This is a genomic window from Corallococcus sp. AB018, from assembly GCF_003986945.1.
In the GTDB taxonomy this organism is placed as follows: domain Bacteria; phylum Myxococcota; class Myxococcia; order Myxococcales; family Myxococcaceae; genus Corallococcus; species Corallococcus exiguus.
Window position 1 is genome coordinate 25,011 of record NZ_RAWR01000027.1, and the last position, 25,935, is coordinate 50,945.

The 25,935-nt window shown below is 70.5% G+C and carries 6 protein-coding genes (1 of these 6 cut by a window edge); 4 read left to right on the forward strand and 2 right to left on the reverse strand.

All coding sequences use genetic code 11. The annotated features are described in order from the left end of the window. The 4 genes from D7Y11_RS08595 to D7Y11_RS08610 all read left to right on the forward strand — a co-directional run. Window positions 1-19,124, forward strand: the 3' portion of a protein-coding gene (locus D7Y11_RS08595; protein WP_158641908.1) for a non-ribosomal peptide synthase/polyketide synthase. 12,376 nt of this gene lie to the left of the window's left edge; 19,124 of the gene's 31,500 nt are visible here — the last part of the coding sequence; its start codon lies beyond the left edge, outside the window; its stop codon occupies window positions 19,122-19,124. Between the two features lie 54 nt (window positions 19,125-19,178). Then, the gene (locus D7Y11_RS08600; RefSeq protein ID WP_120575382.1) at window positions 19,179-19,847 is read left to right on the forward strand and encodes a hypothetical protein; all 669 of its coding nucleotides are present in this window, start codon (window positions 19,179-19,181) and stop codon (window positions 19,845-19,847) included. A 68-nt stretch (window positions 19,848-19,915) separates the two neighbouring features. After that, the gene (locus D7Y11_RS08605; RefSeq protein WP_126933445.1) at window positions 19,916-21,262 is read left to right on the forward strand and encodes a serine protease; all 1,347 of its coding nucleotides are present in this window, start codon (window positions 19,916-19,918) and stop codon (window positions 21,260-21,262) included. Further along, entirely contained in the window at window positions 21,250-22,218 is a 969-nt protein-coding gene (locus D7Y11_RS08610) for an FHA domain-containing protein (RefSeq protein WP_126933446.1), read from the forward strand. Before D7Y11_RS08605 ends, D7Y11_RS08610 begins: the two co-directional genes overlap by 13 nt. Before the next feature lie 23 nt (window positions 22,219-22,241). Here the strand turns inward: D7Y11_RS08610 and D7Y11_RS08615 are convergent, their stop codons facing one another. Then, window positions 22,242-23,222 carry an aldo/keto reductase gene (locus D7Y11_RS08615; protein ID WP_126933447.1) on the reverse strand — a complete coding sequence of 327 codons (981 nt, stop codon included), beginning with the start codon at window positions 23,220-23,222 and terminating at the stop codon, window positions 22,242-22,244. 96 nt (window positions 23,223-23,318) lie between these two features. Further along, window positions 23,319-25,778 (reverse strand): endopeptidase La, encoded by a 2,460-nt coding sequence (gene lon / locus D7Y11_RS08620; RefSeq protein WP_126933448.1) that lies wholly within the window; start codon window positions 25,776-25,778, stop codon window positions 23,319-23,321. Between the last annotated feature and the right edge of the window lie 157 nt (window positions 25,779-25,935).

Here is a 25,935-nt window from a genome sequence, read left to right on the forward strand (position 1 = left end):
TGGGCACGGACATCGCGAACCGCGCCCGCGAGGAGCTGGAGTCCCTGGTCGGCTTCTTCACCAACCAGCTTGTCCTGCGCACGCAGGTGTCGGGCGACCTGTCCTTCCGCTCGCTGCTGGACCGCGTGCGCAAGGGGACCCTGGACGCCTACGAGCACCAGGACCTGCCCTTCGGCACGCTGGTGCAGGCGCTCAAGCCGCCGCGCGAGCCGGGTGGCCAGCTCTTCAACGTGAAGTTCGTGCTGGAGAACGCGCCGCTGCCGCCGCTCCAGCTCCCCGGCCTGGAGCTGAGCCTCCTGGACGCGGAGACGAACGGGACCGCGAAGTGGGACCTGCTCGTCGTCGTGTTCCCGTGGCAGGGCGGGCTCACCGTCACGGTGGAGCACAACACGGACGTGCTCGATCGCGCGTCGGTGGAGCGCCTGTTCGCCCACTTCGAGTCGCTGCTGCGCGCCGTCGTGGACGACCCCGAGCTCCGCATCGGCACGCTGCCGCTGCTCACGCCGGATGAGCGCAACACGCTCGCCGCGTGGAACGACCGCCCGCGGACGTACCCGCACGGCCAGCCCGTGTCGCGCGTCTTCGAGGCGCAGGCCGCCCGCACCCCGGACGCGGTCGCCGTCAGCTTCGAGGGCGGGACGCTCACCGCCGGCCAGCTCAACGCGCGCGCCAACCAGCTCGCGCACCACCTGCGCGCCCTGGGCGTCAGGCCCGGCAAGCGCGTGGGTGTGTCCCTGGAGCGTTCGCTGGACCTCGTCGTGGCGGTGCTGGGCATCGCCAAGGCGGGCGGCGCGTACGTGCCGCTCGACCCCAGCTTCCCCACCGAACGCCTCTCGATGCTCATCGAGGACGCGGGCCTGTCCGCGCTCGTCAGCGTCTCCGCGATCGCGGACGAGCTGCCCGCGCAGTGGCTCCAGGTGATCTGCCTGGATGACGACGCTGCCGCGCTCGCGAAGCGTTCGGACGCCAACCTCGACACCGCGCCGAGCGGCGAGGACGAGCTGTACGTCCTCTACACCTCCGGCTCCACGGGTCGCCCCAAGGGCGTGTCCGTGCCCCACCGCGCCGTGGTGCGCCTGGTGTGCGGTCCGGAGTGGGTGAGCCTGTCGTCGAAGGACGTGTTCCTCCAGCTGGCGCCGCTCGCGTTCGACGCGTCCACCTTCGAGCTGTGGGGCGCGATGCTCAACGGCGCGAAGCTCGCCGTGTTCCCGCCGCGCGCGCCCACCCTCGACGAACTGGGGGAGGTCATCAACCGCGAGGGCGTGAGCACCCTGTGGCTCACCGCCGGTCTGTTCCACCAGATGGTGGATGGCAACCTGGACGGCCTGCGTCCCGTGCGCCAGCTGCTGGCGGGTGGTGACGTGCTGTCCCCCGCGCACGTGCTGCGCGTGATGGAGCAGCTGCCCGGCTGCCGCGTCATCAACGGCTACGGCCCCACGGAGAACACGACGTTCACCGCGTGCTACCCGGTGGAGAACGCGGGCGCGCTGGGCATCTCCGTGCCCATCGGCCGTCCCATCAACGGCACGCGCGTGCATGTCCTCAACGCGTCCCTGCAGCCCGTGCCCCTGGGCGCCCCTGGCGAGTTGTTCGCGGGCGGCGACGGCCTGGCGCACGGCTACCTGAACCAGCCGGAGCTGACGGCGGAGAAGTTCATTCCGGATCCGTTCAGCACCGTGCCGGGCGCGCGGCTGTACCGCACCGGGGACCAGGTCCGCTTCCGCGCGGACGGCGCCCTGGAGTTCCTGGGCCGCATCGACCAGCAGGTGAAGGTGCGCGGCTTCCGCATCGAGCCGGGCGAGATTGAAACGGCGCTGCGCGGACACGCGTCCGTGCTCGACGTCACCGTCGCCGTGCAGGAGGTCGCGGGCGAGAAGGCCCTGGTGGCCTACGTCGTCACGGAAGAGGGCGCGGAGCCGCTGGGCGTGGACACGATGCGTGCGTTCCTGCACGACAAGCTGCCCGCGTACATGGTGCCCACGGCGCTGATGGCGCTGGACGCGCTGCCGCTCACGCCCAACGGCAAGGTGGACCGCCGCGCGCTGCCCGTGCCCGGCAGCGAGCGTCCTCAGATGTCCACCGCGTACGCCGCGCCTCGCACCATGGAGGAGACCGCGCTGTGCGAGGTCTGGGCGGAGGTGCTGGGCGTGGAGCGCGTCGGTATCGACGACAGCTTCTACGACCTGGGCGGTGACTCCATCCGCAGCATCCAGCTCATCGCGAAGCTTCGCGAGCGCGGGTTGGATCTGCCCATGGTGGAGCTGCTGCGTCAGCCCACCATCCGCGCGCTGGGGAACCTGGTGCACGCGGCCCCGTCGAAGGCCGCGGCGCAGGCCGTCCCTGGCTCGGAGCCCTTCAGCCTGCTGTCCGAAGCGGACCGCGCGCGCCTCCCCGCGGATGTGGAGGATGCGTATCCGGTGGCCGTGCTCCAGGCCGGCATGCTCTTCCAGAGCGAGCTGGACCAGGCGTCCGGCATGTACCACGACGCCACCAGCTACCACCTGGAGATGGCGCTCGATGAGGCGAAGATGCGCCAGTTGCTGGCCGAGCTGGCTCGCCGCCACGCCATCCTGCGCACGTCGTTCGACCTCACCGGTTACGAGCAGCCGTTGCAGTTCGTGCACCGCGAGGCCCAGGTGCCGCTGGAGCTCCACGACGTGCGCCACGTGCCCGCCGCGGAGCAGGACGCGCTGTTGCGCAGGCTCGTGGAAGCGGACCGCTGCCGTCCGTTCGACTGGAACCGCGCGCCGCTGCTGCGCTTCGCGATCTACCGGCGCACGGAGAAGACGCTCCAGTTCTCGCTCATCTTCCACCACGCCATCCTGGATGGTTGGAGCCTCGCGACGCTGTTGTCGGAGCTGTTCCGCGGCTACGTGAACCTGCTGCGCGGCACGCCGGCCCCGGAGGCGGCGCCGCTGGCCGTCACCTACCGTCAGTTCGTCGCGCTGGAGCACCAGTCGCTCACCTCCGGCGAGGGCGAGCAGTTCTGGAAGTCGCGCCTCGCGGAAGTGGACCGTCCTGCTCCTCGCGCGCCGCTGCCCGCGGGCCAGGAGCCGGTGCTGAGCATGCGGCAGGTGGACGTGCCCGCCGCGCTCCAGGAAGGACTGCAGCGCGTGGCACAGGCGGTCAACGTGCCGCTGAAGACCGTGCTGCTGGCGGCGCACCTGCGCGTGCGCGCGCTGATGGAGGGACAGCGCTCGGTGGTGACGGGCGTGGTCTCCAACGGCCGTCCGGAGACGGCCGACAGTGAGCGCATGGTGGGCCTGTTCCTCAACAGCATCCCGTTCCCGGTGACGCTGGCGGACGGCTCGTGGCTGGACCTGGTGCGCCAGGTCTCGAAGGCGGACGGCGACATCTGGCCGCACCGCCGCTACCCCATGGGCCGGTTGCAGCAGCAGCTGGGTGGCCAGCGGCTGTTCGAGACCATCTTCAACTTCGTCCACTTCCACGTGGCCGGAGGCCTGTCGCAGCTCGAAGGCGTGCGCCTGCTGGAGGAGACGCCGTCCACCGCGTGGATGGAGCTTCCGCTGAGCACGCTGTTCCTCCAGCGCCCGGACACCGGCGCGCTGATGCTCGTGCTGCGCACCAACGGCACGCAGCGCGACGCGGACCAGACGGAGGCGCTGGCGGGCTACTACTTCCGCGCCCTCGAAGCGATGGCCGCCAACCCACACGCGCGTCACGAGCACGCGCGGCTGCTGCCGGATGCGGAGCGCCAGAAGCTGCTGGTGGATTGGAACGCCACGGGCGCGCAGCCCGCGGGTGACACCTTCGTCCATGAGCGCTTCTCCGTCCACGCGGCCCGCACGCCGGACGCCGTGGCGGTGGTCTGCGACGACGGCCAGCTCACCTACGGGGAGCTGAATCGCAGGGCCAACCAGCTCGCGCACTGGCTGCGCGCGCGCGGCGTGGGCCCGGATGCTCGCGTGGGCCTGCTCACCGAGCGCACCCCGGACGCCATCGTCGGCATGATGGGCATCCTCAAGGCCGGTGGCGCGTACGTGCCGCTGGATCCGTCGCACCCGCCGGAGCGCCTGCGCACGGTGCTGGAGGACGCGGCGGCTTCGCTCGTGGTCACCCAGGCCTCGCTCGCCGAGCACGTGGCGGACGCCTCCAGGGGACACGTGTGCCTGGACTCCGACGCCGGGCTGCTCTCGCGCGAGCGTGAGGACGACCCGAAGCGGTTGGGTGACGCGAGCTCCCTGGCCTACGTCATCTTCACGTCCGGCTCCACGGGCCGGCCCAAGGGCGTGGCCATCGAGCACCGTCAGCTCAACCACTACGTAGAGGGCGTGACGGTCCGGCTGGAGCTGCCCCCGGCGGCGAGCTTCGCGTCGGTGTCCACGCTGGCCGCGGACCTGGGCCACACCGCCGTCTTCCCGACGCTGAGCGGCGGCGGCACGCTGCACCTCATCTCGCGCGACCGCGCCTCCGACCCGGCCGCGCTGGGCGACTACTTCGAGCGCCACGCGGTGGACTGCTTGAAGATCGTCCCCTCGCACCTGACGGCGCTCCTGTCGTCGCCGTCGCCCGAGCGCGTCCTGCCTCGCAAGCGGCTGGTGCTGGGCGGTGAAGCGTCTGATCCGGCGCTCGTTGCGCGCGTGCACGCACTCGTGCCCGGGCTCGAAGTCTTCAACCACTACGGTCCCACCGAGACCACGGTCGGCGTGCTGACGTGGAAGGTGGAGCGGGGCACTGCGCTTGCCGCCACGGCCTCCGTGCCGCTGGGCCGTCCGCTGCCCAACGCGCGGATGTACGTGCTGGACGCGGCGCTGCAGCCCGTCCCCGTGGGCGTGCCCGGCGAGCTGTTCATCGGCGGCGCGGGCGTGGCCCGGGGCTACCTGGGACAGCCGGGCCTCACGATGGAGCGCTTCCTGGCGGATCCGTTCCACCCGGAGCCGGGCGCGCGCGTGTACCGCACGGGCGACCGCGTGCGCTACCTGCCGGACGGCGCGCTGGAGTTCCTGGGCCGCGTCGACTTCCAGGTGAAGGTGCGCGGCTTCCGCATCGAACTGCCGGAGATTGAAGCCGCGATGAGCGGCCTGCCCGGCGTGGCGGAAGTCGTCGTGCTGGCGCGTGAGGATGTGCCGGGAGACAAGCGCCTGGTGGCCTACGTCGTCGCGGTGCCCGGCCACACGCTGGAGGCCGGGGCGTTGCGCCAGGGCCTGAAGTCGCGGCTGCCGGACTACATGGTGCCGTCCGCCTTCGTCATGCTGGGCGCGCTGCCGCTCACGTCCAACGGCAAGGTGGACCGCCGCGCGCTGCCCGCGCCGGAGCAGGAGTCCGAAGCCGGCCGCGCCCACGTGGCCCCGCGCACTCCCACCGAGGAGCTCATCGCGGGCCTGTGGTCCAAGCTGCTGGGCGTGGAGCGCGTGGGGGCGAAGGACGACTTCTTCGCGCTCGGCGGCCACTCGCTGCTGGCGACGCAGATGATCTCCCGCATCCGGAGCGCGTTCCGCGTGGAGCTGCCCCTGCGCGCGCTCTTCGAGGCGACCACGGTGGAGACGCTCTCCGCTCGCGTGGATGAGGCGGTCCGCCAGGGCTTCGGCCTGGAGGCACCGGCCATCCTGCCGCTGTCTCGCGAGAACACGCTGCCGCTATCGTTCGCGCAGCAGCGCCTGTGGTTCCTGGATCAGCTGGAGCCGGACAGCGCGTTCTACAACATCGCCGCGCCGGTGATGCTGGACGGCGCGCTGGAAGTGGCCCCGCTGGAGCAGGCCTTCACGGAGCTGGTGCGCCGGCATGAAGTGCTGCGCACCACCTTCCGCGCGGAGGGTGGCAACCCGGTGCAGGTCGTCCACCCGGCGGCCGCCATGCCGCTGCCGCTCGTGGACCTCACGCACCTGCCGGAGGCGGAGCGCGAGGCGAAGGCGCAGCGTCTGGCGGACGAGGACGCGGGCAGGCCGTTCAACCTGGCCACGGGCCCGCTGCTGCGCGCCACGCTGGTGCGCATCTCGGACGTGCGCCACATGCTGCTGCTCACGGTGCACCACATCGTGTCCGACGGCTGGTCGCGCGGCGTGCTCGTGCGCGAAGTGGCCGCGCTCTACGAGGCCTTCCGCCAGGGCAAGCCGTCGCCGCTGCCGGAGCTGCCGGTGCAGTACGCGGACTACTCGGGCTGGCAGCGTGGCTGGCTCCAGGGCGACGTGCTGAAGAAGCAGGTCGGCTACTGGAAGCAGCAGCTGACCGGCGCGCCCTCCGCGCTGGAATTGCCCACGGACTTCCCGCGCCCGGCGGTGCAGACGTACCGCGGTGAGACGCTGCCCTTCACGCTGCCGCGCGAGCTGTCGGATGCCCTGCGCGCCCTGGCGCTGAAGGAAGGCGTCACGCCGTACATGCTGCTGCTCACCGCGTGGCAGGTGCTGCTGGCGCGCCACGCGGGCCAGGACGACGTCACGGTGGGCTCGCCCGTGGCCGGCCGTGGCCGCATGGAGACCGAAGGCCTCATCGGCTTCTTCATCAACACGCTCGTGCTGCGCACGCGGCTGGAAGGGGACCCCTCTTTCCGCCAGGTGCTCGCGCGGGTGCGGGAGTCGGTGCTGGGCGCGCACGCGCACCAGGAAGTGCCGTTCGAGAAGCTGGTGGAAGAGCTGCAGCCGGTGCGCGACACCAGCCGCTCGCCGCTCTTCCAGGTGTGGTTCGTGCTGCACCAGGAGCTGGCGGCGAAGCTGTCCGTGCCGGGCCTCACGCTGAGCGCCTACGAGGCGGAAGCGCGCACCGCGAAGTTCGACCTGGCCCTGTCCATGCTGGACGCGGCGGACGGCTTCGTGGGCCGCCTGGAGTACAACTCCGACCTGTTCGCCCGTGCGACCGCGGAGCGGATGATGGCGCGCCTGCACGTGTTGCTGACGGGCATCGTGACGAAGCCCGAGGCGCCAGTGGGTGAGCTGCCCCTGCTGTCCGCCGAGGAGCGGCACCAGGTGCTGGTGGGCTGGAACAGCATCCGCGCGGAGTTGCCGAGCGAGGCGACCATCCACTCGCTCATCGAAGCGCACGCGGAGGCCACGCCGGACGCGGTGGCCCTCGTGTACGAGGACCAGTCGCTCACGTACGCGGAGCTGGACACGAAGGCGAACCAGTTGGCGCACCACCTGCGCCGCCGGTACGTCGGACGCGAGGTGCGCGTGGCGCTCTGCCTGGAGCGCTCGTTGGATCTCGTGGTGGGCATGCTCGGCATCCTCAAGGCCGGTGGCGCGTTCATCCCGTTGGATCCGTCGTACCCGGTGGAGCGGCTCGACTACATGCTGTCGGACTCGGGCGCGCCGGTGCTGGTGACGCAGGAGTCGCTGATGGACTCGCTGCCCACCGACGGCCGCCTGACCATCCAGCTGGACATGGACGTGGACGCCATCGAGCGGATGCCGGAAGAGGCGCCGCGCACGGGCGTGTCCGCCCACAACCTGGCGTACGTCATCTACACGTCCGGCTCCACGGGCCGTCCCAAGGGCACGCTGCTCCAGCACCAGGGCCTGGTGAACACGGCCCTGCGCGCCGCCGCGGCGAAGCGGGTGGGGCCGGGCAGCCGCGTGTTGCAGTACGCGGCGTCCAGCTTCGATGCCAGCGTCTGGGAGATCTTCAGCACCCTGGCCGCGGGCGCCACGCTGGTGCTCGCGCCGCGCGACCGGCTGATGCCGGACGAGCCGCTGCGCACGCTGCTGAAGGAGCAGGGCATCACCACCGCCACGCTGACCCCGTCGGTGCTCGCGCAGCTGAGCACGGAAGGGCTGGAGGGTCTGCGCAGCGTGGTGTCCGCCGGTGAAGCGCTGAGCGTGGAGCTGGCGCGCAAGTGGGGCGCGGGGCGCCTCATGATCAACGCCTACGGCCCCACGGAGGCCACGGTCTGCGCGACGCTGACCGAAGGCGGCGTCAACCCCGAGCGGATCACCATCGGCAAGCCGTGGGCGAACGCGCAGGTGTACGTGCTGGACGCGTCGCAGCGTCCGGTGCCGGTGGGCGTGGGCGGTGAGCTGTACATCGGCGGCGTGGCGCTGGCGCGTGGCTACCAGGGCCGGCCGGACCTGACGGCGGAGAAGTTCGTGCCGCATCCGTTCAGCACGGACGCGGGCGCGCGGCTGTACCGCACGGGTGACCGCGTGCGCTGGCTGGCGACGGGCGAGCTGGAGTACCTGGGCCGCATCGACTTCCAGGTGAAGGTGCGTGGCTTCCGCATCGAGCTGGGCGAAGTCGAGTCCGTGCTGCTGCACCACACGGACATCCGTGAGGCGGCGGTGGTGGTGCGCGAGGACGTGCCGGGCGACAAGCGCCTGGTGGCCTACGTCGTCGCGCAGGAGGACACGGAGCTGGACGTGGCGGAGCTGCGCCGCCACCTGAAGGGCGAGGTGCCGGAGTACATGGTGCCGTCCGCCTTCGTGGTGCTGGAGTCGCTGCCGATGACGCCCGCGGGCAAGGTGGACCGCAAGGCGCTGCCCGCGCCGTCCGACTCCCGCACGGAGCGCAGCGAGGCGGAGTTCGCCGCGCCGCGCACGCCGACGGAGGAGATGCTCGCCACGGTCTGGACGGAGATCCTGGACGTGAAGCGGGTAGGGGTGCGCGACAACTTCTTCGACCTGGGCGGGCACTCGCTGCTGGCCACGCAGGTCGCTTCGCGCATCCGCGAGGCGTTCGGCGTGGAGCTGCCGCTGCGCGCGCTCTTCGAAGCGCCCACCATCGCGGACCTGGCCCAGCGCGTGGATCAGTCCGTGCGTTCGGAGCAGGGACTCCAGGCTCCGCCCATCGTGCCGCTGTCGCGCGAGGGCTCGCTGCCGCTGGGTCTTGCCCAGCAGCGGTTGTGGTTCCTGGACCAGATGGAGCCGGACAGCGCGTTCTACAACATCGTGCTGCCCGTCCGTCTGGAGGGTGAGCTGGACGTGGGAGTGCTGGAGCGGACCTTCACGGAGCTGGTGCGCCGCCACGAATCGCTGCGCACCACGTTCCACGCGGAAGGCGATCAGCCCGTGCAGCGCATCCACGCGCCCACGCCTGCGTCGCTCAACGTCGTGGACCTGAGCAGCCTGCCGGACGCGGAGCGCGAGGCCGAGGCGAAGCGTCTGGCCGACGCGGAGACCAACCGCGGCTTCAAGCTGGCCACGGGGCCGCTCATGCGCGCCCTCATCCTGCGCATGTCGCAGACGGAGCACGTGCTGCTCCTGTCGCTGCACCACATCATCACGGACGGCTGGTCCATGAGCCTGCTCGTCCGGGAAATCGCCGCGCTCTACGCGGCCTTCCGCGAGGACAAGCCGTCGCCGCTGCCGGAGCTGCCGGTGCAGTACGCGGACTACGCGGGCTGGCAGCGCGACTGGCTGCGCAGCGACGTGATGAGCAAGCACGTGGAGTACTGGCGGCAGCAGCTGTCCGGCGCGCCCTCCGCGCTGGAGCTGCCCACGGACTTCCCGCGCCCGGCTGTGATGACGTACTCGGGCGGCGGCGTGGCGGTGAAGGTGCCGCAGACGCTGTCGCAGCGGATCAAGGCGCTGTGCCGCGAGAAGGGCGTGACGCCGTTCATGTTCCTGCTGGCGGCGTGGCAGGTGCTCCTGGCGCGCCACGCGGGCCAGGACGACATCAGCGTGGGTTCTCCGGCCGCGGGCCGCGGGCACTCGTCGACGGAGGGCATCATCGGCTTCTTCGTCAACACGCTGGTGCTGCGCGCGAAGCTGGAGGGCAACCCGTCCTTCCGCGACGTGCTGACCCAGGTGCGTGACACGGTGCTGTCCGCGCACGTCCACCAGGAGGTCCCGTTCGAGAAGCTGGTGGAGGAACTGCACCCGGTGCGCGACACCAGCCGCTCGCCGCTCTTCCAGGCCATGTTCGTGCTCCAGGCGGAGGATCTGTCCGGTCAGGTGTCCGTGGCCGGCCTCACGCTGAAGACGTTCGAGGCCGAAGCGCGCACGGCGAAGTTCGACATGTCCCTGTCGCTGGCGGACGCGTCCGAGGGCTTCCTGGGCCGGCTCGCGTACAACTCCGACCTGTACTCCCGCGCCACCGCCGAACGGCTGGTGCAGCACCTGGTGATGATGCTGGAAGGCATCGCCACGGACATGGACCAGCGCGTGATGGCGCTGCCCCTGATGACGGAGGACGAGGCGCGGCAGGCGCTGGTGGTGTGGAACGACACCCGCGTGGAGTTCCCGCGCGAGGCGTGCATCCAGTCGTTCATCCAGGCGCATGCCCGCGCCACGCCGGACGCCGTGGCGCTCGTCTACGAGGACACGTCGCTCACGTTCGCGCAGCTGGACGCGAAGGCGAACCAGCTGGCGCACCACCTGCGCACCCTGGGCGTCGCGCCGGAAGTGCGCGTGGCGCTCTGCCTGGACCGCTCGCTGGATCTGGTGGTCGGCATGCTGGGCGTGCTCAAGGCCGGCGGCGCGTTCGTGCCGCTCGACCCTGCGTACCCCATCGACCGGCTCGACTACATGCTGGAGGACAGCGGCGCCACGGTGCTCGTGACGCGCGGTGAGCCCATGCCGGGCCTGCACGCGGAAGACCGTGTCGGGCTGCACCTGGATGACGTCCGGAATGTCCTCCAGGCACTGCCCACCACGGCGCCGTCCGTGAACATGACCTCCGCCAACCTGGCGTACGTCATCTACACGTCCGGCTCCACGGGCCGTCCCAAGGGCACGCTGCTCCAGCACCAGGGCCTGGTGAACACCGCCATCCAGGCGGGCCGCGCGCACCGCTACGCGCCGGGCAGCCGCGTGCTGCAGTACGCGGCGTCCAGCTTCGACGCCAGCGTGTGCGAGGTGTTCGGCACGCTCGTCGCCGGGGCCACGCTGGTGCTCGCGCCGCGCGACCGGCTGCTGCCGGATGAGCCGCTGCGCACGCTGCTCCAGCAGCAGCACATCACCGCTGTCACCCTGACGCCGTCGGTGCTCGCGCAGCTGGGCACGGAAGGGCTGGAGGGCCTGCGCACCGTCATCTCCGCCGGCGAGGCGCTGAGCGTGGAGCTGGCGCGCAAGTGGGGCGAAGGGCGCTTGATGATCAACGCCTACGGCCCCACGGAGGCCACGGTCTGCGCGACGCTGACCGAGAACGGCGCGAACCCGGAGCGGCTCACCATCGGCAAGCCGTGGGCGAACGTGCAGGTGTACGTGCTGGATGACGCGCTCCGGCCCCAGCCGACGGGCGTCCCGGGCGAGCTGTACGTGGCGGGCGCGGGCCTGGCGCGTGGCTACCAGGGCCGGCCGGACCTGACGGCGGAGCGGTTCATCCCGAACCCGTTCAGCCAGGAGCCGGGTGCCCGGCTGTACCGCACGGGTGACCGCGTGCGGTGGACGTCCCTGGCCGAGCTCGAGTACCTGGGCCGCATCGACTCCCAGGTGAAGGTGCGCGGCTTCCGCATCGAGCTGGGGGAGGTCGAGTCCGTGCTGCTGCACCACGCGGAGGTGCGTGAGGCGGCGGTGGTGGTGCGCGAGGACGCGCCGGGCGACAAGCGCCTGGTGGCGTACGTCGTGCCCCAGGCCGCGGGCACGCTGGACGCGGTGGAGCTGCGCCGCCACCTGAAGACCGAGGTGCCGGAGTACATGGTGCCTTCGGCCTTCGTGGTGCTGGAAGCGCTGCCGCTGACGCCCGCCGGCAAGATTGACCGCAAGGCCCTGCCCGCGCCGACGGGCGAGGTGTCGCGCACGCGCACCTTCGTGGCCCCGCGCACGCCGACGGAGGAGCTGCTCGCGGCCCTCTTCGCGCAGCTGTTGGGCGTGGAGCGCATGGGCGTGGAGGACCACTTCTTCGAGATGGGCGGCCACTCGCTCATGGCCACGCGGCTGGCGTCGCGCATCCGCGAGGCCTTCGACGTGGAGCTGCCGCTGCGGACGCTCTTCGAGGCGCCCACGGTGTCGGACCTGGCCCGGCGCGTGGACGCGCTCGTGGCGCAGGGCAGGGGCGTGAGGGCGCCGCCGCTCGTGCCGCTGCCGCGCGCGGAGCGGATGCCGCTGTCGTTCGCCCAGCAGCGGTTGTGGTTCCTCAACCAGCTGGAGCCGGACAGCGCCTTCTACAACCTCCCGCTGCCGGTGCGGCTGGAGGGCACGCTGGACGTGTCCGCGCTGGAGCGCGCCTTCACGGAGCTGGTGCGCCGCCACGAATCGCTGCGCACCACGTTCCCCATGCGCGACGGCCAGCCCGCGCAAGTCGTCCACCCGGCCGCGACGCTGCCGATTCAGGTGGTGGACCTGTCCGGTCAGCCCGAGGACGTCCGCGAGGCCGAGGCCCAGCGTCGGGCCAACGAAGAGGCGCAGCGTCCGTTCCACCTGGCGAACGGTCCGTTGCTGCGCGTGAAGCTGCTCAAGCTGGAGGCCCAGCGGCACGTGCTGCTCGCGACGATGCACCACATCGTCTCCGACGGCTGGTCCATGGGCGTGCTGGTGCGGGAGATGGCGGCCCTCTACGAGGCCTTCGCCTCCGGCCGCGCGCCGTCCCTGCCGGAGTTGCCGGTGCAGTACGCGGACTACGCGGGCTGGCAGCGCGGCTGGTTGCAGGGTGACGTGCTGGCCCAGCAGATGGCGTACTGGAAGCAGCAGCTGACTGGCGCGCCCGCCGCGCTGGAGCTGCCCACGGACCGCCCGCGTCCGGCGGTGCAGACGTACCGGGGCGCCAGCGTGAACCTGCGCGTGGGCAAGCCGGTGACGAACACGCTGAAGGCCCTGGCGCTGAAGGAAGGCGCCACGCCCTTCATGGTGCTGCTGGCCGCGTGGCAGGTGCTGCTCGCGCGCTACTCCGGTCAGGACGACGTGAGCGTGGGCACGCCCATCGCGGGCCGTGGCCGCACGGAGACGGAAGGCCTCATCGGCTTCTTCGTGAACACGCTGGTGCTGCGCACGAAGCTGGAGGGAAACCCGTCCTTCCGCGCGCTGCTGGCCCAGGTGAAGGAGACGACGCTGGGCGCGTACGCGCACCAGGAAGTGCCCTTCGAGAAGCTGGTGGAGGAGCTGGCGCCCACGCGCGACACCAGCCGCACGCCGCTGTTCCAGGTGCTGCTGTCGTTCCAGAACGCGCCGGTGCCGGAGCTGGAGGTCAAGGGCCTCACGCTGCGCGCCGTCCCGCTGGAGCACCGCACCGCGCAGTTCGATCTGAACATGACCCTGTCGGAGGTGGACGGAGAGCTGCGCGGAGCCATGGAGTACAACTCCGACCTGTTCGACGCCGGCACCGCCGAGCGGATGCTGGAGCACCTCCGCGTCCTGCTGGAGGGCGTGGCGTCCCAGCCGGACGTGCCCGTGCAGCGCCTGCCGCTGCTCACCGAGGGCGAGCGGACGCAGTTGCTGACGACGTGGAACGACACGCGGGCCGACTTCCCGCGCGACGCCTGCATCCACCAGCGCTTCGAGGAGCAGGTGGCGCGCACCCCGGATGCGATCGCCGCGACCTTCGAGGGTGAGCAGCTCACGTACCGGCAGCTGGACGCGAAGGCCAACCAGCTGGCGCACCACCTGCGCCGGCTGGGCGTGGGGCCCGAGGTGAAGGTCGCACTGTGCCTGGAGCGCTCGCTGGAGATGGTCATCGCCGTGATGGGCGTGCTCAAGGCCGGCGGCGCCTACGTGCCGCTCGACCCGAAGTACCCGCTGGATCGCCTGTCCTTCATGCTGGAGGACACGCAGGTGCCGGTGGTGCTGACGCAGGACTCGCTGGCGGACGAGCTGCCCGTCACCACCCAGCAGTTGATCAGCCTGGATGGCGACTGGAAGCGCAGCATCTCCCGCGAGCGCGAGGACGCGCCCGTGACGGCGGTGACGGCCGGCAACCTGGCGTACGTCATCTACACGTCCGGTTCGACGGGCAAGCCCAAGGGCGTGGCCATCGAACACCGCGGCGTGTCCAACTACCTGACGTGGTGCTTGTCCGCGTACGGGCTGGATACGGGCGCGGGTGCACCGGTGCACTCGTCGCTCGCGTTCGACCTGACCGTCACCAGCATGCTGGCGCCGCTGGTCGCGGGCCGGGGCGTGGTGATGGTGTCGGAGACGCGGGGCGTGGAAGGCCTGGCGGACGTGCTGCGTGAAGGCACGGGCTTCAGCCTGGTGAAGCTGACGCCCAGCCACCTGCGGTTGTTGTCGGACCTGCTGGGCGCGGACGCGGCGGCGGGGCGCACGGGCGCCTTCGTCATCGGCGGCGAAGCGCTCTTCTCGGAGGAGCTGGCGTTCTGGCGCAAGCACGCGCCGGCCACGCGGCTCATCAACGAGTACGGCCCCACGGAGACGGTGGTGGGCTGCTCGGTGCACGTCGTGGCCCCGGAGGATTCCGCCTCCGGCGCGGTGCGCATCGGCAAGCCGCTGCCCAACACGCGGATGTACGTGCTGGATTCGCAGCTGCAACCCGTGCCGGTGGGCGTGCCGGGTGAGCTGTACATCGGCGGCGTGCAGGTGGGCCGCGGCTACCTGGGCCGGCCGGAGCTCACGGCGGAGAAGTTCGTGCCGGATGCGTTCAGCACCGACGCTGGCGCGCGGCTGTACCGCTCCGGCGACCTGGCCCGCTGGCGCGCCGACGGCACGCTGGAATACATGGGCCGCGTCGACCACCAGGTGAAGGTGCGTGGCTACCGCATCGAGCTGGGGGAGATCGAATCCGCCCTCATGGGCGCCTACGGCGTGCGCGAGTCCGTCGTCGTCGTCCGCGAGGACGTGGCCGGCGACAAGCGGCTGGTCGCCTACGTAGCGGGTGACGTGGAGTCCCTGGACCGCAAGGGCCTGCGCGAGCACCTGGAGCGCACGCTGCCGGAGTACATGGTGCCGTCCGCCTTCGTGGTGATGGAGGCGCTGCCGGTGACCTCCAACGGCAAGGTGGACCGCAAGGCGCTACCCGTCCCCAGCGACGAGCGCGCGCAGGACGACGCGTTCATCGCGCCGCGCACTCCCACCGAACAGCTGCTCGCCGGAGCGTGGAGCGAGCTGTTGAACGTGGACCGCGTGGGCTCGACGGACGACTTCTTCGAGCTGGGCGGGCACTCGCTGCTTGCCACGCAGGTGCTGTCGCGCGTCCGGAGCATCTTCCGGATCGACCTGCAGCTGCGAGACGTCTTCAACGCGCCCACGGTGCAGAAGCTGTCCGTCCTCATCGACCAGGCGCTCCAGGCCGGTGCGGGCACCCAGGCGCCCGCCATCGTGCCGATGCCGCGCGAAGGCCGCCTGCCGCTGTCGTTCGCGCAGCAGCGCTTGTGGTTCCTGCACCAGCTGGACGCGTCCAGCCCGGCCTACAACGTCCCCATGGTCCTTCGCCTGAAGGGCTCGCTGGACGTGATGGCGCTGGAGCAGAGCTTCACGGAGCTGGTGCGCCGGCACGAATCGCTGCGCACGTCGTTCCACCTGGACAACGGACAGGCCACGCAGGTCATCCACCCGGCGGTGTCGCTGCCGCTCCCGGTGGTGGACCTCTCCGACATCGCGGAGCCGGAGCGCCATGACGAGGCTCGCCGGCTCGCGGACGACGAAGCGGTGCAGCCGTTCCAGCTGGCCACCGGTCCGCTGTTGCGCGTGAAGCTGCTCAAGCTGGATGAGGAGGAGCACATCCTCCTGCTCGTCATGCACCACATCGTCTCCGACGGTTGGTCCATGGGCGTGCTGGTGCGCGAGATGGCCGCGTCCTACGAGGCCTTCTCCAACGGCGGCACGCCGTCCCTGCCGGAGCTGCCGGTGCAGTACGCGGACTACGCGGGCTGGCAGCGCGGCTGGCTCCAGGGCGAGGTGCTGGAGAAGCAGCTCGGATACTGGAAGCAGCAGCTGACCGGCGCGCCCTCCGCGCTGGAGCTGCCCACGGACCGTCCGCGTCCGGCCGTGCAGACGTCGCACGGCTCCAGCGTCCCGGTGAAGGTCAGCCGCGAGCTGACGGAGACGCTCAGGGCCCTGGCGTTGAAGGAGGGCACCACGCCCTTCATGGTCCTGCTGGCCGCGTGGCAGACGCTGCTGTCTCGCTACTCCGGGCAGGATGACATCAGCGTGGGCACGCCCATCGCGGGCCGCCAGCGCGCGGAGACGGAAGGCCTCATCGGCTTCTTCGTCAACACGCTGGTGCTGCGCACGAAGCTGGACGGCGACCCCACGTTCCGCGAGCTGCTGGGCCGCGTGCGGGAGACGACGCTGGGCGCGTACGCGCACCAGGAAGTGCCGTTCGAGAAGCTGGTGGAGGAGCTGGCGCCCACGCGCGATACCAGCCGCACGCCGCTGTTCCAGGTGTCCATGACGCTGCAGAACGCGCCGGAAGGGGCGTTCACGCTGACCGACCTCACCCTGGAAGGCGTGGAGGTGGAGCACCGCACCGCGAAGTTCGACCTGTCGCTGGGCCTCACGGAGACGGCGAACGGCATCGAGGGCGGGCTCGAGTTCAACACCGACCTGTTCGACGCGAGCACCGCCGAGCGGCTCGCCCGTCACCTGGGCGTGTTGCTGGCGGGCATCGGGGCGAACCCCGACGCGCGGCTGCACCAACTGCCGCTGCTCACGGAAGAGGATCGCACGCAGGTGGTGACGGACTGGAACACGTCCTTCCGCTTCCCGGTGGACGCGTGCCTGCACACGCTGTTCGAGCGTCAGGCGGCGCGCACCCCGGACGCCATCGCGGTCACCTACGCCGAACAGCGCCTCACGTACCGCGAGCTGGACACGCGGGCGAACCAGCTGGCGCATCACCTGCGCACGCTGGGCGTGGGGCCGGAGGTCCTGGTGGGCCTCGCGGTGGAGCGCTCGCTGGAGCTGATGGTGGGCCTGCTGGCCATCCTCAAGGCCGGCGGCGCGTACCTGCCCATGGATCCTGCGTACCCGCGGGATCGCCTGGAGTTCATGGTGGAGGACGCGCGCGTGCCGGTGGTGCTCACGCAGCAGCACCTGTTGGACGTGGTGCCGTCGGGCGCGGCGAAGCGCCTGTGCCTGGACTCGGATGCCGCCGCCTGGGCCTCCGCGCCCACGACGACGCCGGACAGCGGCGTGGCGCCGCATCACCTGGCGTACGTCATCTACACGTCCGGCTCCACGGGCCGTCCCAAGGGCGCGCAGATTGAGCACGCCCAGGTGGTGCGCCTCTTCGACGGCACGAAGCACTGGTTCGCCTTCGGCGCGAAGGACGTGTGGACGCTGTTCCACTCGTACGCCTTCGACTTCTCCGTCTGGGAGATGTGGGGCGCGCTGCTGTACGGCGGCAAGCTGGTGGTGGTGCCGTACGAAGTCAGCCGCACGCCCGCGGACTTCCACGCGCTGCTCAAGCGCGAGGGCGTCACGGTGCTCAACCAGACGCCGTCCGCGTTCCGTCAGCTCATCCAACACGAGGAGCGCACGGGCGACCACGAGGGCCTGTCCCTGCGCACGGTCGTGTTCGGCGGCGAGGCGCTGGAGTTCGGCAGCCTGCGTCCCTGGTACGCGCGGCACGCGGACAACGCGCCGGTGCTCGTCAACATGTACGGCATCACCGAGACGACCGTTCACGTGACCTACCGCGCACTCAAGGCGGCGGACGCGGAGGGCGGGCGCGGCAGCGAAGTGGGCGTCGCGATTCCGGACCTCCAGGTGTACGTGCTGGATGCGCACGGACAGCCGGTGCCTCCAGGCGTCACGGGTGAGATGTACGTGGGCGGCGACGGCCTGAGCCGCGGCTACCTGGGCCGGCCGGAGCTGACCGCGCAGCGCTTCATCCCGGATCCGTTCAGCACTGTTCCGGGCGCGCGGCTCTACCGCTCCGGCGACCTGGCGCGGTGGCGTCCTGACGGCACGCTGGAGTACCTGGGCCGTGCGGACTTCCAGGTGAAGGTGCGTGGCTTCCGCATCGAGCTGGGCGAAATCGAAGCGGGCCTGCTCTCGCACCCGAGCGTGCGCGAGGCCGTGGTGCTGGTGCGCGAGGACGTGCCGGGCGACAAGCGCCTGGTGGCGTACCTGGTGGGCGCGCCGGGTCAGAGCGTGGCGGGAGTCCCGGAGCTGCGCGAGCAGCTGCGGCGCACGCTGCCTGAGTACATGGTGCCGTCCGCCTTCATGACGTTGGAGTCGCTGCCGCTCACGTCCAACGGCAAGGTGGATCGCCGCGCGCTGCCCGCGCCGGACACCGCTCGCGCGGAAGGCTCCATGTTGGTGGTGGCGCGCACGCCGCTTCAGCTGCAGCTGGTCCGAGTCTGGGAGGAGACGCTGGGGATGTCGCCCATTGGCATCCGCGACGACTTCTTCGACCTGGGCGGCCACTCCATGCTGGCGGTGCAGCTCATGGGCCGCATCCAGCAGCTCACCGGCAAGAACCTGCCCCTGGCGTCGCTGTTCCAGGCGTCGACGGTGGAGCAGTTGGCCGCGCTGCTGGAGGCCGAGTCACGCGCCTGGTCGCCGCTGGTGGCGCTGAAGCCGGAGGGCACCAAGCCTCCGCTGTTCGCCATCCACCCGGCGGGCGGCGGCGTCCTCTGCTACGTGGACCTGGCGCGTGAGCTGGACGCGGATCAGCCGTGCTACGGCCTGCAGGCCCGGGGCACCGAGGGCGAGGAGCCCCTGGGCACCGTGGCGGAGATGGCCGCGCTGTACCTGGCGTCCGTGCGCGAGGTGCAGCCGCACGGGCCCTACCACCTGGCGGGCTGGTCGCTGGGCGGCATCATCGCCTTCGAGATGGCGCGGCAACTGCGCGCCGTGGGCGAAGAGGTGGCGCTGCTGGCGAGCATCGACGCGTACACCGTGCAGCACATGGTGCCGGACAAGACGCCGGAGCAGGTACTGGAGGACATGCTCACCTCCGAGCTCACCATGATGCTGGCGGCCACCACCGGCCGTGACCCCTTGGAACTGCGCGAGCGCATCTCCCAGATGACGCAAGCGGAGCGCGTGAACTACTTCTACGAGGTGGGCAGCCAGGGTGACACGCAGATCGCCGACGTGGGCGTGGAGCGCGTGCGCAACCTGTACCGGGTGTTCGAGTCCACCTCGCGCGCCTTCACGCAGTACGACGCGAAGCCGCTCGACGGGAAGATCGTGCTGCTGCGCGCCAGCCAGCGGCCGGACACGCGTGAGCACACCGGCTGGGAGGAGTTCGTCACCGGCGGCGTGGAGGTCGTGGACATGCCGGGCACGCACATGACGATGATGCGCAAGCCGCTCATCACCAACGTGGCGCGGGAGCTCCAGTCCCGCATCGTCACGCACACGACGCCGGTGGACGACCTGAAGAAGAAGATCGGGTAGCGGCGGGGCAGGGGAGCGGGCGTGGCGCGGGCTTCGGGGTTATCCTCGGGGCCCGTGCTCCTGCCCGTCCTCACCGGTGTGTGGTTGTCGCTGTCCGGTGCGCTCGGCACGGAGCTGCGACGGGATGGCTACAGCTTCCGGCCTCCAGACACGTTCCGGATGGCGCGCTGGGAGCGCTACACCGGCTCGCAGGTGGGCGCGGTGTCGGAGGACGGCGTGCGCACGCGCGCCCTGTCCGCGGCGCTGTCGGACGGAGAGGGCCCGGACGCGGCCACGTTCCTCATCGCCGTGGTGGACGGAGGCTTCTCCGCCAGTCCTTCCGAGCGCGATTCCTTCTCCACCGCCGTGGTCCAGCACTTCCAACGGGAGCTGGGCGTGGCGCTGACGCCGGAGCGGGTGGACCGCGTGGGTGGGCCCGTGCCCCGGGTGGAGGTGCTGGGGACGCTGCGTGAAGCAGGGCAGGTGCGCACGGTGCTGGTGACGGGGCTGGCCTCCGAAGGCCGCCACGCCGTGGTGACGGTCAGCGCGCCCGCCGCCCGCTGGGATGCCCTGGCGCCCGGGGTGCGCGCATCGCTGGAGACCTTCCGCATGGAGGCCCCGGTGACAGGCGTCGTCTCCCGGCGGCTCGCGGGGGCGCTGGCGGGCACCCTGGCCGGAGCCCTGCTGGTGTCGTACGCGGCCTGGCGCCGCCGCCGGCAGGGAGAGGGACCGGCCACTTCGTAGCGTGGCCTGACAGGAGGGCCAAGGCGTCCCCCGGTGGGGCTCGCGGTGGGATACGGTGCCGCCCGCCCATGTTCTCCCTTCTTCTTGTCGCCGTGCTCTCGCAGGAGCCCGTGGCTCCTCCGGCGCCCTCGGCGTCTCCAACCCCGCCGGCCCTTCCAGCGCCTGACGCTGGTATCGCGGACGTGGTGGTGCCGCCCCTGCCGGTGGCCTCGTTGCCTCCGGCCACGCACGAGCTGTTCCGCCGCATCCAGGGCCGCGTCTCGCAGGTGCGCATCATCGAGCGCCGCTCCGGGACGAAGTCCTCCATCGGCTCCGCGTTCTTCGTGAGCGCGAAGGGCCACGCCCTCACGAACTACCACGTCGTCTCCGACCTGGTGCTCCACCCGGAGGACTACACCGCGGAGCTGGACCGCGGCGACGCGACGGTGCCGGTGCGCCTGCTCGCGGTGGACGTGGCGAGCGACCTGGCCGTCATCCAGGTGGACACGCCCGTCAGCGACTACTTCAAGCTGGAGGAACACGAACCGCCGCAGGGCACGCGCCTGTTCGCCATGGGCAACCCGCGCGACCTGGGCACCACCATCGTGGAGGGCACCTACAACGGCCTGGTGCGCGACGCCCTCTACGAGCGCGTGCACTTCACCGGCGCCATCAACCCCGGCATGAGCGGCGGACCCACGCTCAGCGGTGAAGGCGGCGTCGTGGGCGTCAACGTGGCCACCATGGGCAACCAGGTGGGCTTCCTGGTGCCGGTGGCCCGCGCGCGCGCGCTGCTCGACCGGGCGCTGGAGCAGGAAGCGCCTCCGGACCCGGCCGCGCTGATGACGTCCGTGAAGGACCAGTTGCTGGCCAACCAGCAGCGCATCACCGACCGGCTGATGGCCACGGACCTGCCGAAGCAGTCGCTGGGTGGGTACCGCGTCCCCGGCCGCTGGAGCCCCTTCCTCAAGTGCTGGGGCGACACGCCGCATGATCCGGAGACTCCCTACACGGTGACGAGCTACCAGTGCTCCTCCGAGGAGGACATCTTCCTGTCCTCCAGCCACCGCACGGGCGTGGTGGCCTACCTGCACCAGCACGTGGAAAGCCAGAAGCTGGGCGCGATGCGCTTCTCCGCGCTCTACAGCACGCTCTTCTCGCAGGACCCGGACGCGGTGGCCGCCACTCGCGAGGACGTCACCAACTTCCGCTGCAAGTCGGAGTTCGTGGACGTGAACGGCCTCACCGTGCGCGCCGCCATCTGCATGCGCGCCTACCGCCGCTTCCCGGGCCTCTATGATCTGGTGCTGCGCGCGGCCACGCTGAACGCATCCACGCACGGCGTGGACACCAGCCTCACGCTGGGCGGTTTCTCCGCGGAGAACGCACGCAAGCTGGCGCGCCGCTACCTGGAGGGTCTGTCATGGGCGAAGTGATCTTCCTGGAGGTGCTGGAAGGGGATGCCGTCCAGTTCCGCCACCGGCTGGACACGCTGCCGGTGACGGTGGGGCGCGGCTACGCCAACGACATCATCCTGGACGACCCGAAGGTCTCCGCGGAACACCTGCGCCTGGAGCGGCGCGAGGACGGCGCGGTGGTGCTCCATGACGTAGGCAGCGTCAACGGCACCTTCAGCGTGGAGCCGTGGGCGCCACTGAAGGAGCTGGTCATCACCCCGGACGCGCGCGTGTCCGTGGGGGACACGGTGCTGCGCTTCCGGCCTCGCTCCTTCGTGGTGGAGGACACGGTCGTCAACGAAGCCCCCGAAGCCCCCAGCGAGCGTCTGATCGAGCGACCCCGGGCCTTCGCGTTCACGCTGCAGGCGCTGGTCGTGACGTCCTTCATCTCCGAGCGGGTGACCCAGTTCCGGAAGACGGACTGGGGCGACCTGCTGATGTCCGCGGTGGTGCCCCTGGGGCTGGCGCTCCTGTGGGCCGGGGGCTGGTCGCTGGCGAGCCGCATCGCGCGCAAGCGCTTCCACTTCCGCGTGCACACCACCATCGCCGCCCTGGTGCTGCTGGGCTTCTCGCTGCTACCGCCCCTGTTCGCGCTCGTGAGCTTCAGCTTCTCGCTGGGCTCGTGGCTGGGCTTCGTGCGCATGCTGGCCGTGTTGGCACTGGTGGGGTGGGGGCTCTACTGGCACCTGCGCTACGTGACGCGCTGGAGCGGCAAGCGGGTGGTTCGCGGGCTCGTCATCGCGTCGGTGGGCGTGCTGATCCTCACGAACGCGTCGGAGGTGCTGGGCAACGAGCCCTTCAGTGAGGAGCTGGAGTTCCCCCGCTCGCTCCTGCCGCCGGTGCTGCGCGTGGCCCCGGCGCACTCCATGGACTCGTTCTTCGAGGACGTGAAGCCGCTGGAGAAGAAGGTGGACGCGCTCGTGAAGGAGCGCTGAGGCGCGTCCAGCCCTGGCACCGCCTACAGGCCGCGCACCGCGTGCGGCTTGTAGGGGGCCTCCAGCGCCTTCACTTCTTCCGGCGTGAGCTTGAGGCTCACGGCCTTCACCGCGTCCTCCAGGTGCTCGGGCTTCGTCGCGCCGATGATGGGCGCGGTGACGACGGGCTTGGACAGCAGCCACGCCAGGGCCACCTGCGCGGGCGGGGCCTTGCGCGCCTCCGCCACCTGCTTCACCGCCTCCACCACGTCCCAGTCCCCGGGCTGGTTGTAGAGGATGGGCGACAGCGTGTCTGAGCCCGCGCGCGTCGTGGCCTCCTTGTCGTCCAGCGACTTGCGTGAACCCGCGAGCAGTCCTCGCGCCAGCGGCGACCACGGGATGACGCCCACGCCTTCCGCCTCGCAGAGGGGCAGCATCTCCCGCTCCTCCTCGCGGTAGACCAGGTTGTAGTGGTTCTGCATGGACACGAAGCGCGCCCAGCCGTTGCGCTCGGACACGCTGAGCGCGCGCATGAACTGCCACGCGTACGCGGAGCTCGCGCCCAGGTAGCGCACCTTCCCCTGGCGCACGAGCTGATCCAACGCGGACAGGGTCTCCTCGATGGGCGTGTTCGGATCCATCCGGTGGATTTGGTAGAGGTCGATGGTGTCCACGCCCAGCCGCTTGAGGCTCGCCTCGCACGCCTGGGTGATCGCCTTGCGCGACAGGCCGCGCTCGTTCTGGCCGCTGCCCGTGGAGAAGTAGACCTTCGTGGCCAGCACCACCTCGTCCAGCTTCGCGTACTTGCGCAGCGCGCGGCCCGTCACCTCTTCACTGACCCCGTCCGAGTACATGTTCGCGGTGTCGAAGAAGGTGACGCCCAGCTCCACCGCGCGGCGGAAGAAGGGCTGCGCCGCCTCTTCGTCCAGCACCCACGGGCGCCACTTCGGGGTGCCGTAGCTCATGCAGCCCAGGCAGATGCGGGAGACCCGCAGGCCGGTGTGTCCCAGGTTGGCGTACTTCATGGGTCCGCTCCTTCGTGTATGCCCTGCATGAAAAAGACGACGGGCAGGTCCCCGATGAAGGGAACCTGCCCGCGTCACTTCAAACCCTGGACCTCGTTACGCCCGGACTTCCGCCGGGGGCGTGTCCGTGGTGGGCGCGGCGATCGCGGCGCCCTCCTTGAACGGAGACGTCTCCAGCGCGGCGTTGAGGACCTCGTCCATCTTCGTGGCGAAGATGAACTCCAGCTCGTTCTTCGCCTGATCCGGCACGTCGATCAGGTCCTTGCGGCAACGCTCCGGCAGGATGACGCGCTTGATGCCCGCGCGGTGCGCCGCCAGGACCTTCTCCTTGATGCCGCCCACCGGCAGCACCAGGCCACGCAGCGTGGCCTCGCCCGTCATCGCCGTGTCGTGCCGCACCCGGATGCCCGTCAGCAGGCTGGTAAGCGCGGTCAGGATGGTGACGCCGGCCGAAGGACCATCCTTGGGGATGGAGCCCGCGGGGAAGTGCAGGTGCAGGTCCGTCTTCTCCAGGAAGTTGGACGGGATGCCCAGCGCCTCCGCCTTGCTGCGCAGGTAGCTCAGGGCCGCCGTGGCGGACTCCTTCATCACGTCGCCCAGCTGGCCGGTCAGGGTCATGCCACCCTTGCCCGCCATCTTGGTCGCTTCGATGAAGAGCAGGTCGCCGCCCGCCGCGGTCCACGCGAGGCCCGTCGCCACACCGGGAACCTCCGTGCGCTCCGCGACCTCCGAGTAGAACATCTCGGGCCCGAGGATCTCCTTCACGCGCTCCGAGCCGATGATCTGCTTCTCCAGCTTGCCGCCGGCCACTTCCACCGCCACCGCGCGGCAGATGTCCGCGATGCGGCGCTCCAGGTTACGCACGCCCGCCTCGCGGGTGTACGACGTGGTCAGGATGAGCAGCGCCTCGTCCTGCACCTCGATGTGGTCCCCGTTGAGGCCGTGCTCCTTGAGCTGCTTCGGCACGAGGTGGATGCGGGCGATGGCCTGCTTCTCCTCGAACGTGTAGCCCGTCAGCTCGATGATCTCCATGCGGTCGCGGAGCGGCCCGGGGATGGGATCCAGCTGGTTCGCCGTGGCGACGAACATGACCTTCGACAGGTCGAACGCCACGTCCAGGTAGTGGTCGCTGAACGTGCTGTTCTGCTCCGGGTCCAGCACCTCCAGCAGCGCCGCGCTCGGGTCGCCGCGGAAGTCCGCGCCCAGCTTGTCGATTTCGTCCAGCATCATGACCGGGTTCTTCGTCCCGGCCTTCTTCATGCTCTGGATGAAGCGGCCCGGCAGCGCGCCCACGTACGTGCGGCGGTGGCCACGGATTTCGGCCTCGTCACGCACGCCGCCCAAGCTGAGGCGCACGAACTTGCGGCCCGTGGCCTTGGCCACGCTCTGGCCCAGCGACGTCTTGCCGACGCCCGGGGGACCGACGAGGCACAGGATGGGCCCGCGCATGTCGTTCTTCAGCTTGCGGACGGCCAGGTACTCCAGGATGCGCTTCTTCACCTTCTTGATGCCGAAGTGATCCTTGTCCAGCTGCTGGCGCGCGTTCTCGATGTCGAGGTTGTCCTCGCTGATCTTCGACCACGGCAGGTCCGCGATCCAGTCCAGGTAGGTGCGCGCGACGGTGTACTCGCTGGAGGCCGCCGGGATCGTCTTCAGGCGGTTGAGCTCCTTCTGGGCGACCTTCTCCACCTCAGGGGGCAGGGCGGCCTTCTTCAGGCGCTCCTGGAGCTCGTCCAGCTCCTCTTCCTCTTCGCCCATCTCGCCGAGCTCTTCCTTGATCGCCTTGAGCTGCTGGCGCAGGTAGTACTCGCGCTGGGTCTTCGACATCTCGCCCTTCACGGCGGAGTCGATCTTGTTGGAGAGCTTGAGGATCTCCCGCTTGCGGTTGAGCAGCTCCAGGACGAGCTTCATGCGCGCCTTGAGGTCGACCGTCTCCAGCACGGCCTGCTTCTCCTCGATGGGCACGTCCACGTTGGCGGCGATGAGGTCCGCCAGGTGGCCCGGGTGCGTGATGCTCTCCACCAGCTCCGTGGCGGCGGCGGGCAGCTCGGGCATCAGCTCGATGACCTCGCGCGCCAGCTTCTTCAGGTTGATGCCCAGGGCCTCGACCTCGACGTTCTCGGAGGAGGTCTTGTCCTCGACCGCGTCGACGCGGGCCTTCAGGTAGGGCGCTTCCTGGACCAGCTCCATCACGCGGAAGCGCGCGAGGCCCTGGACCACGAGCGAGTAGTTGTCCTCGCCCATCTTCAAGAGCTTCACGATGCGGGCGACGGTGCCCATCGTGTACAGGTCGGACGCGCCCGGATCCTCTTCCTCGGCGCGGCGCTGCGTCACGACGCCGATGACCTGGTCGTCACGGACGGCGTCCTTGATCAGCGCAATCGTCTTCTGGCGGCCGACGGCCAGGGGCAGCACACCGCCGGGGAAGAAGACACTGTTGCGGAGCGGCAGGATGGGCAGCACCTGCGGAATGTCTTCCTTGTTGATGAGCCCCGGAGGGGCCATCGCGGTGGGCATGGCGCTGGCCGCGGTGCCCTTCTTCTTCTCGTCAGACATGGGAGTTCGGCCTCTTCCTTGCTTGAACCCGGTCAGCAAGCGGCCGGGCCGGTGAACCATCCGGTTGTTTTCTGCGGCGGATGAACCAACGTAACAACCAAAAGGGACATGGCAAACGCGATGTGCGTTATTTCCGTGCCTCGTCGGCTGTACGACT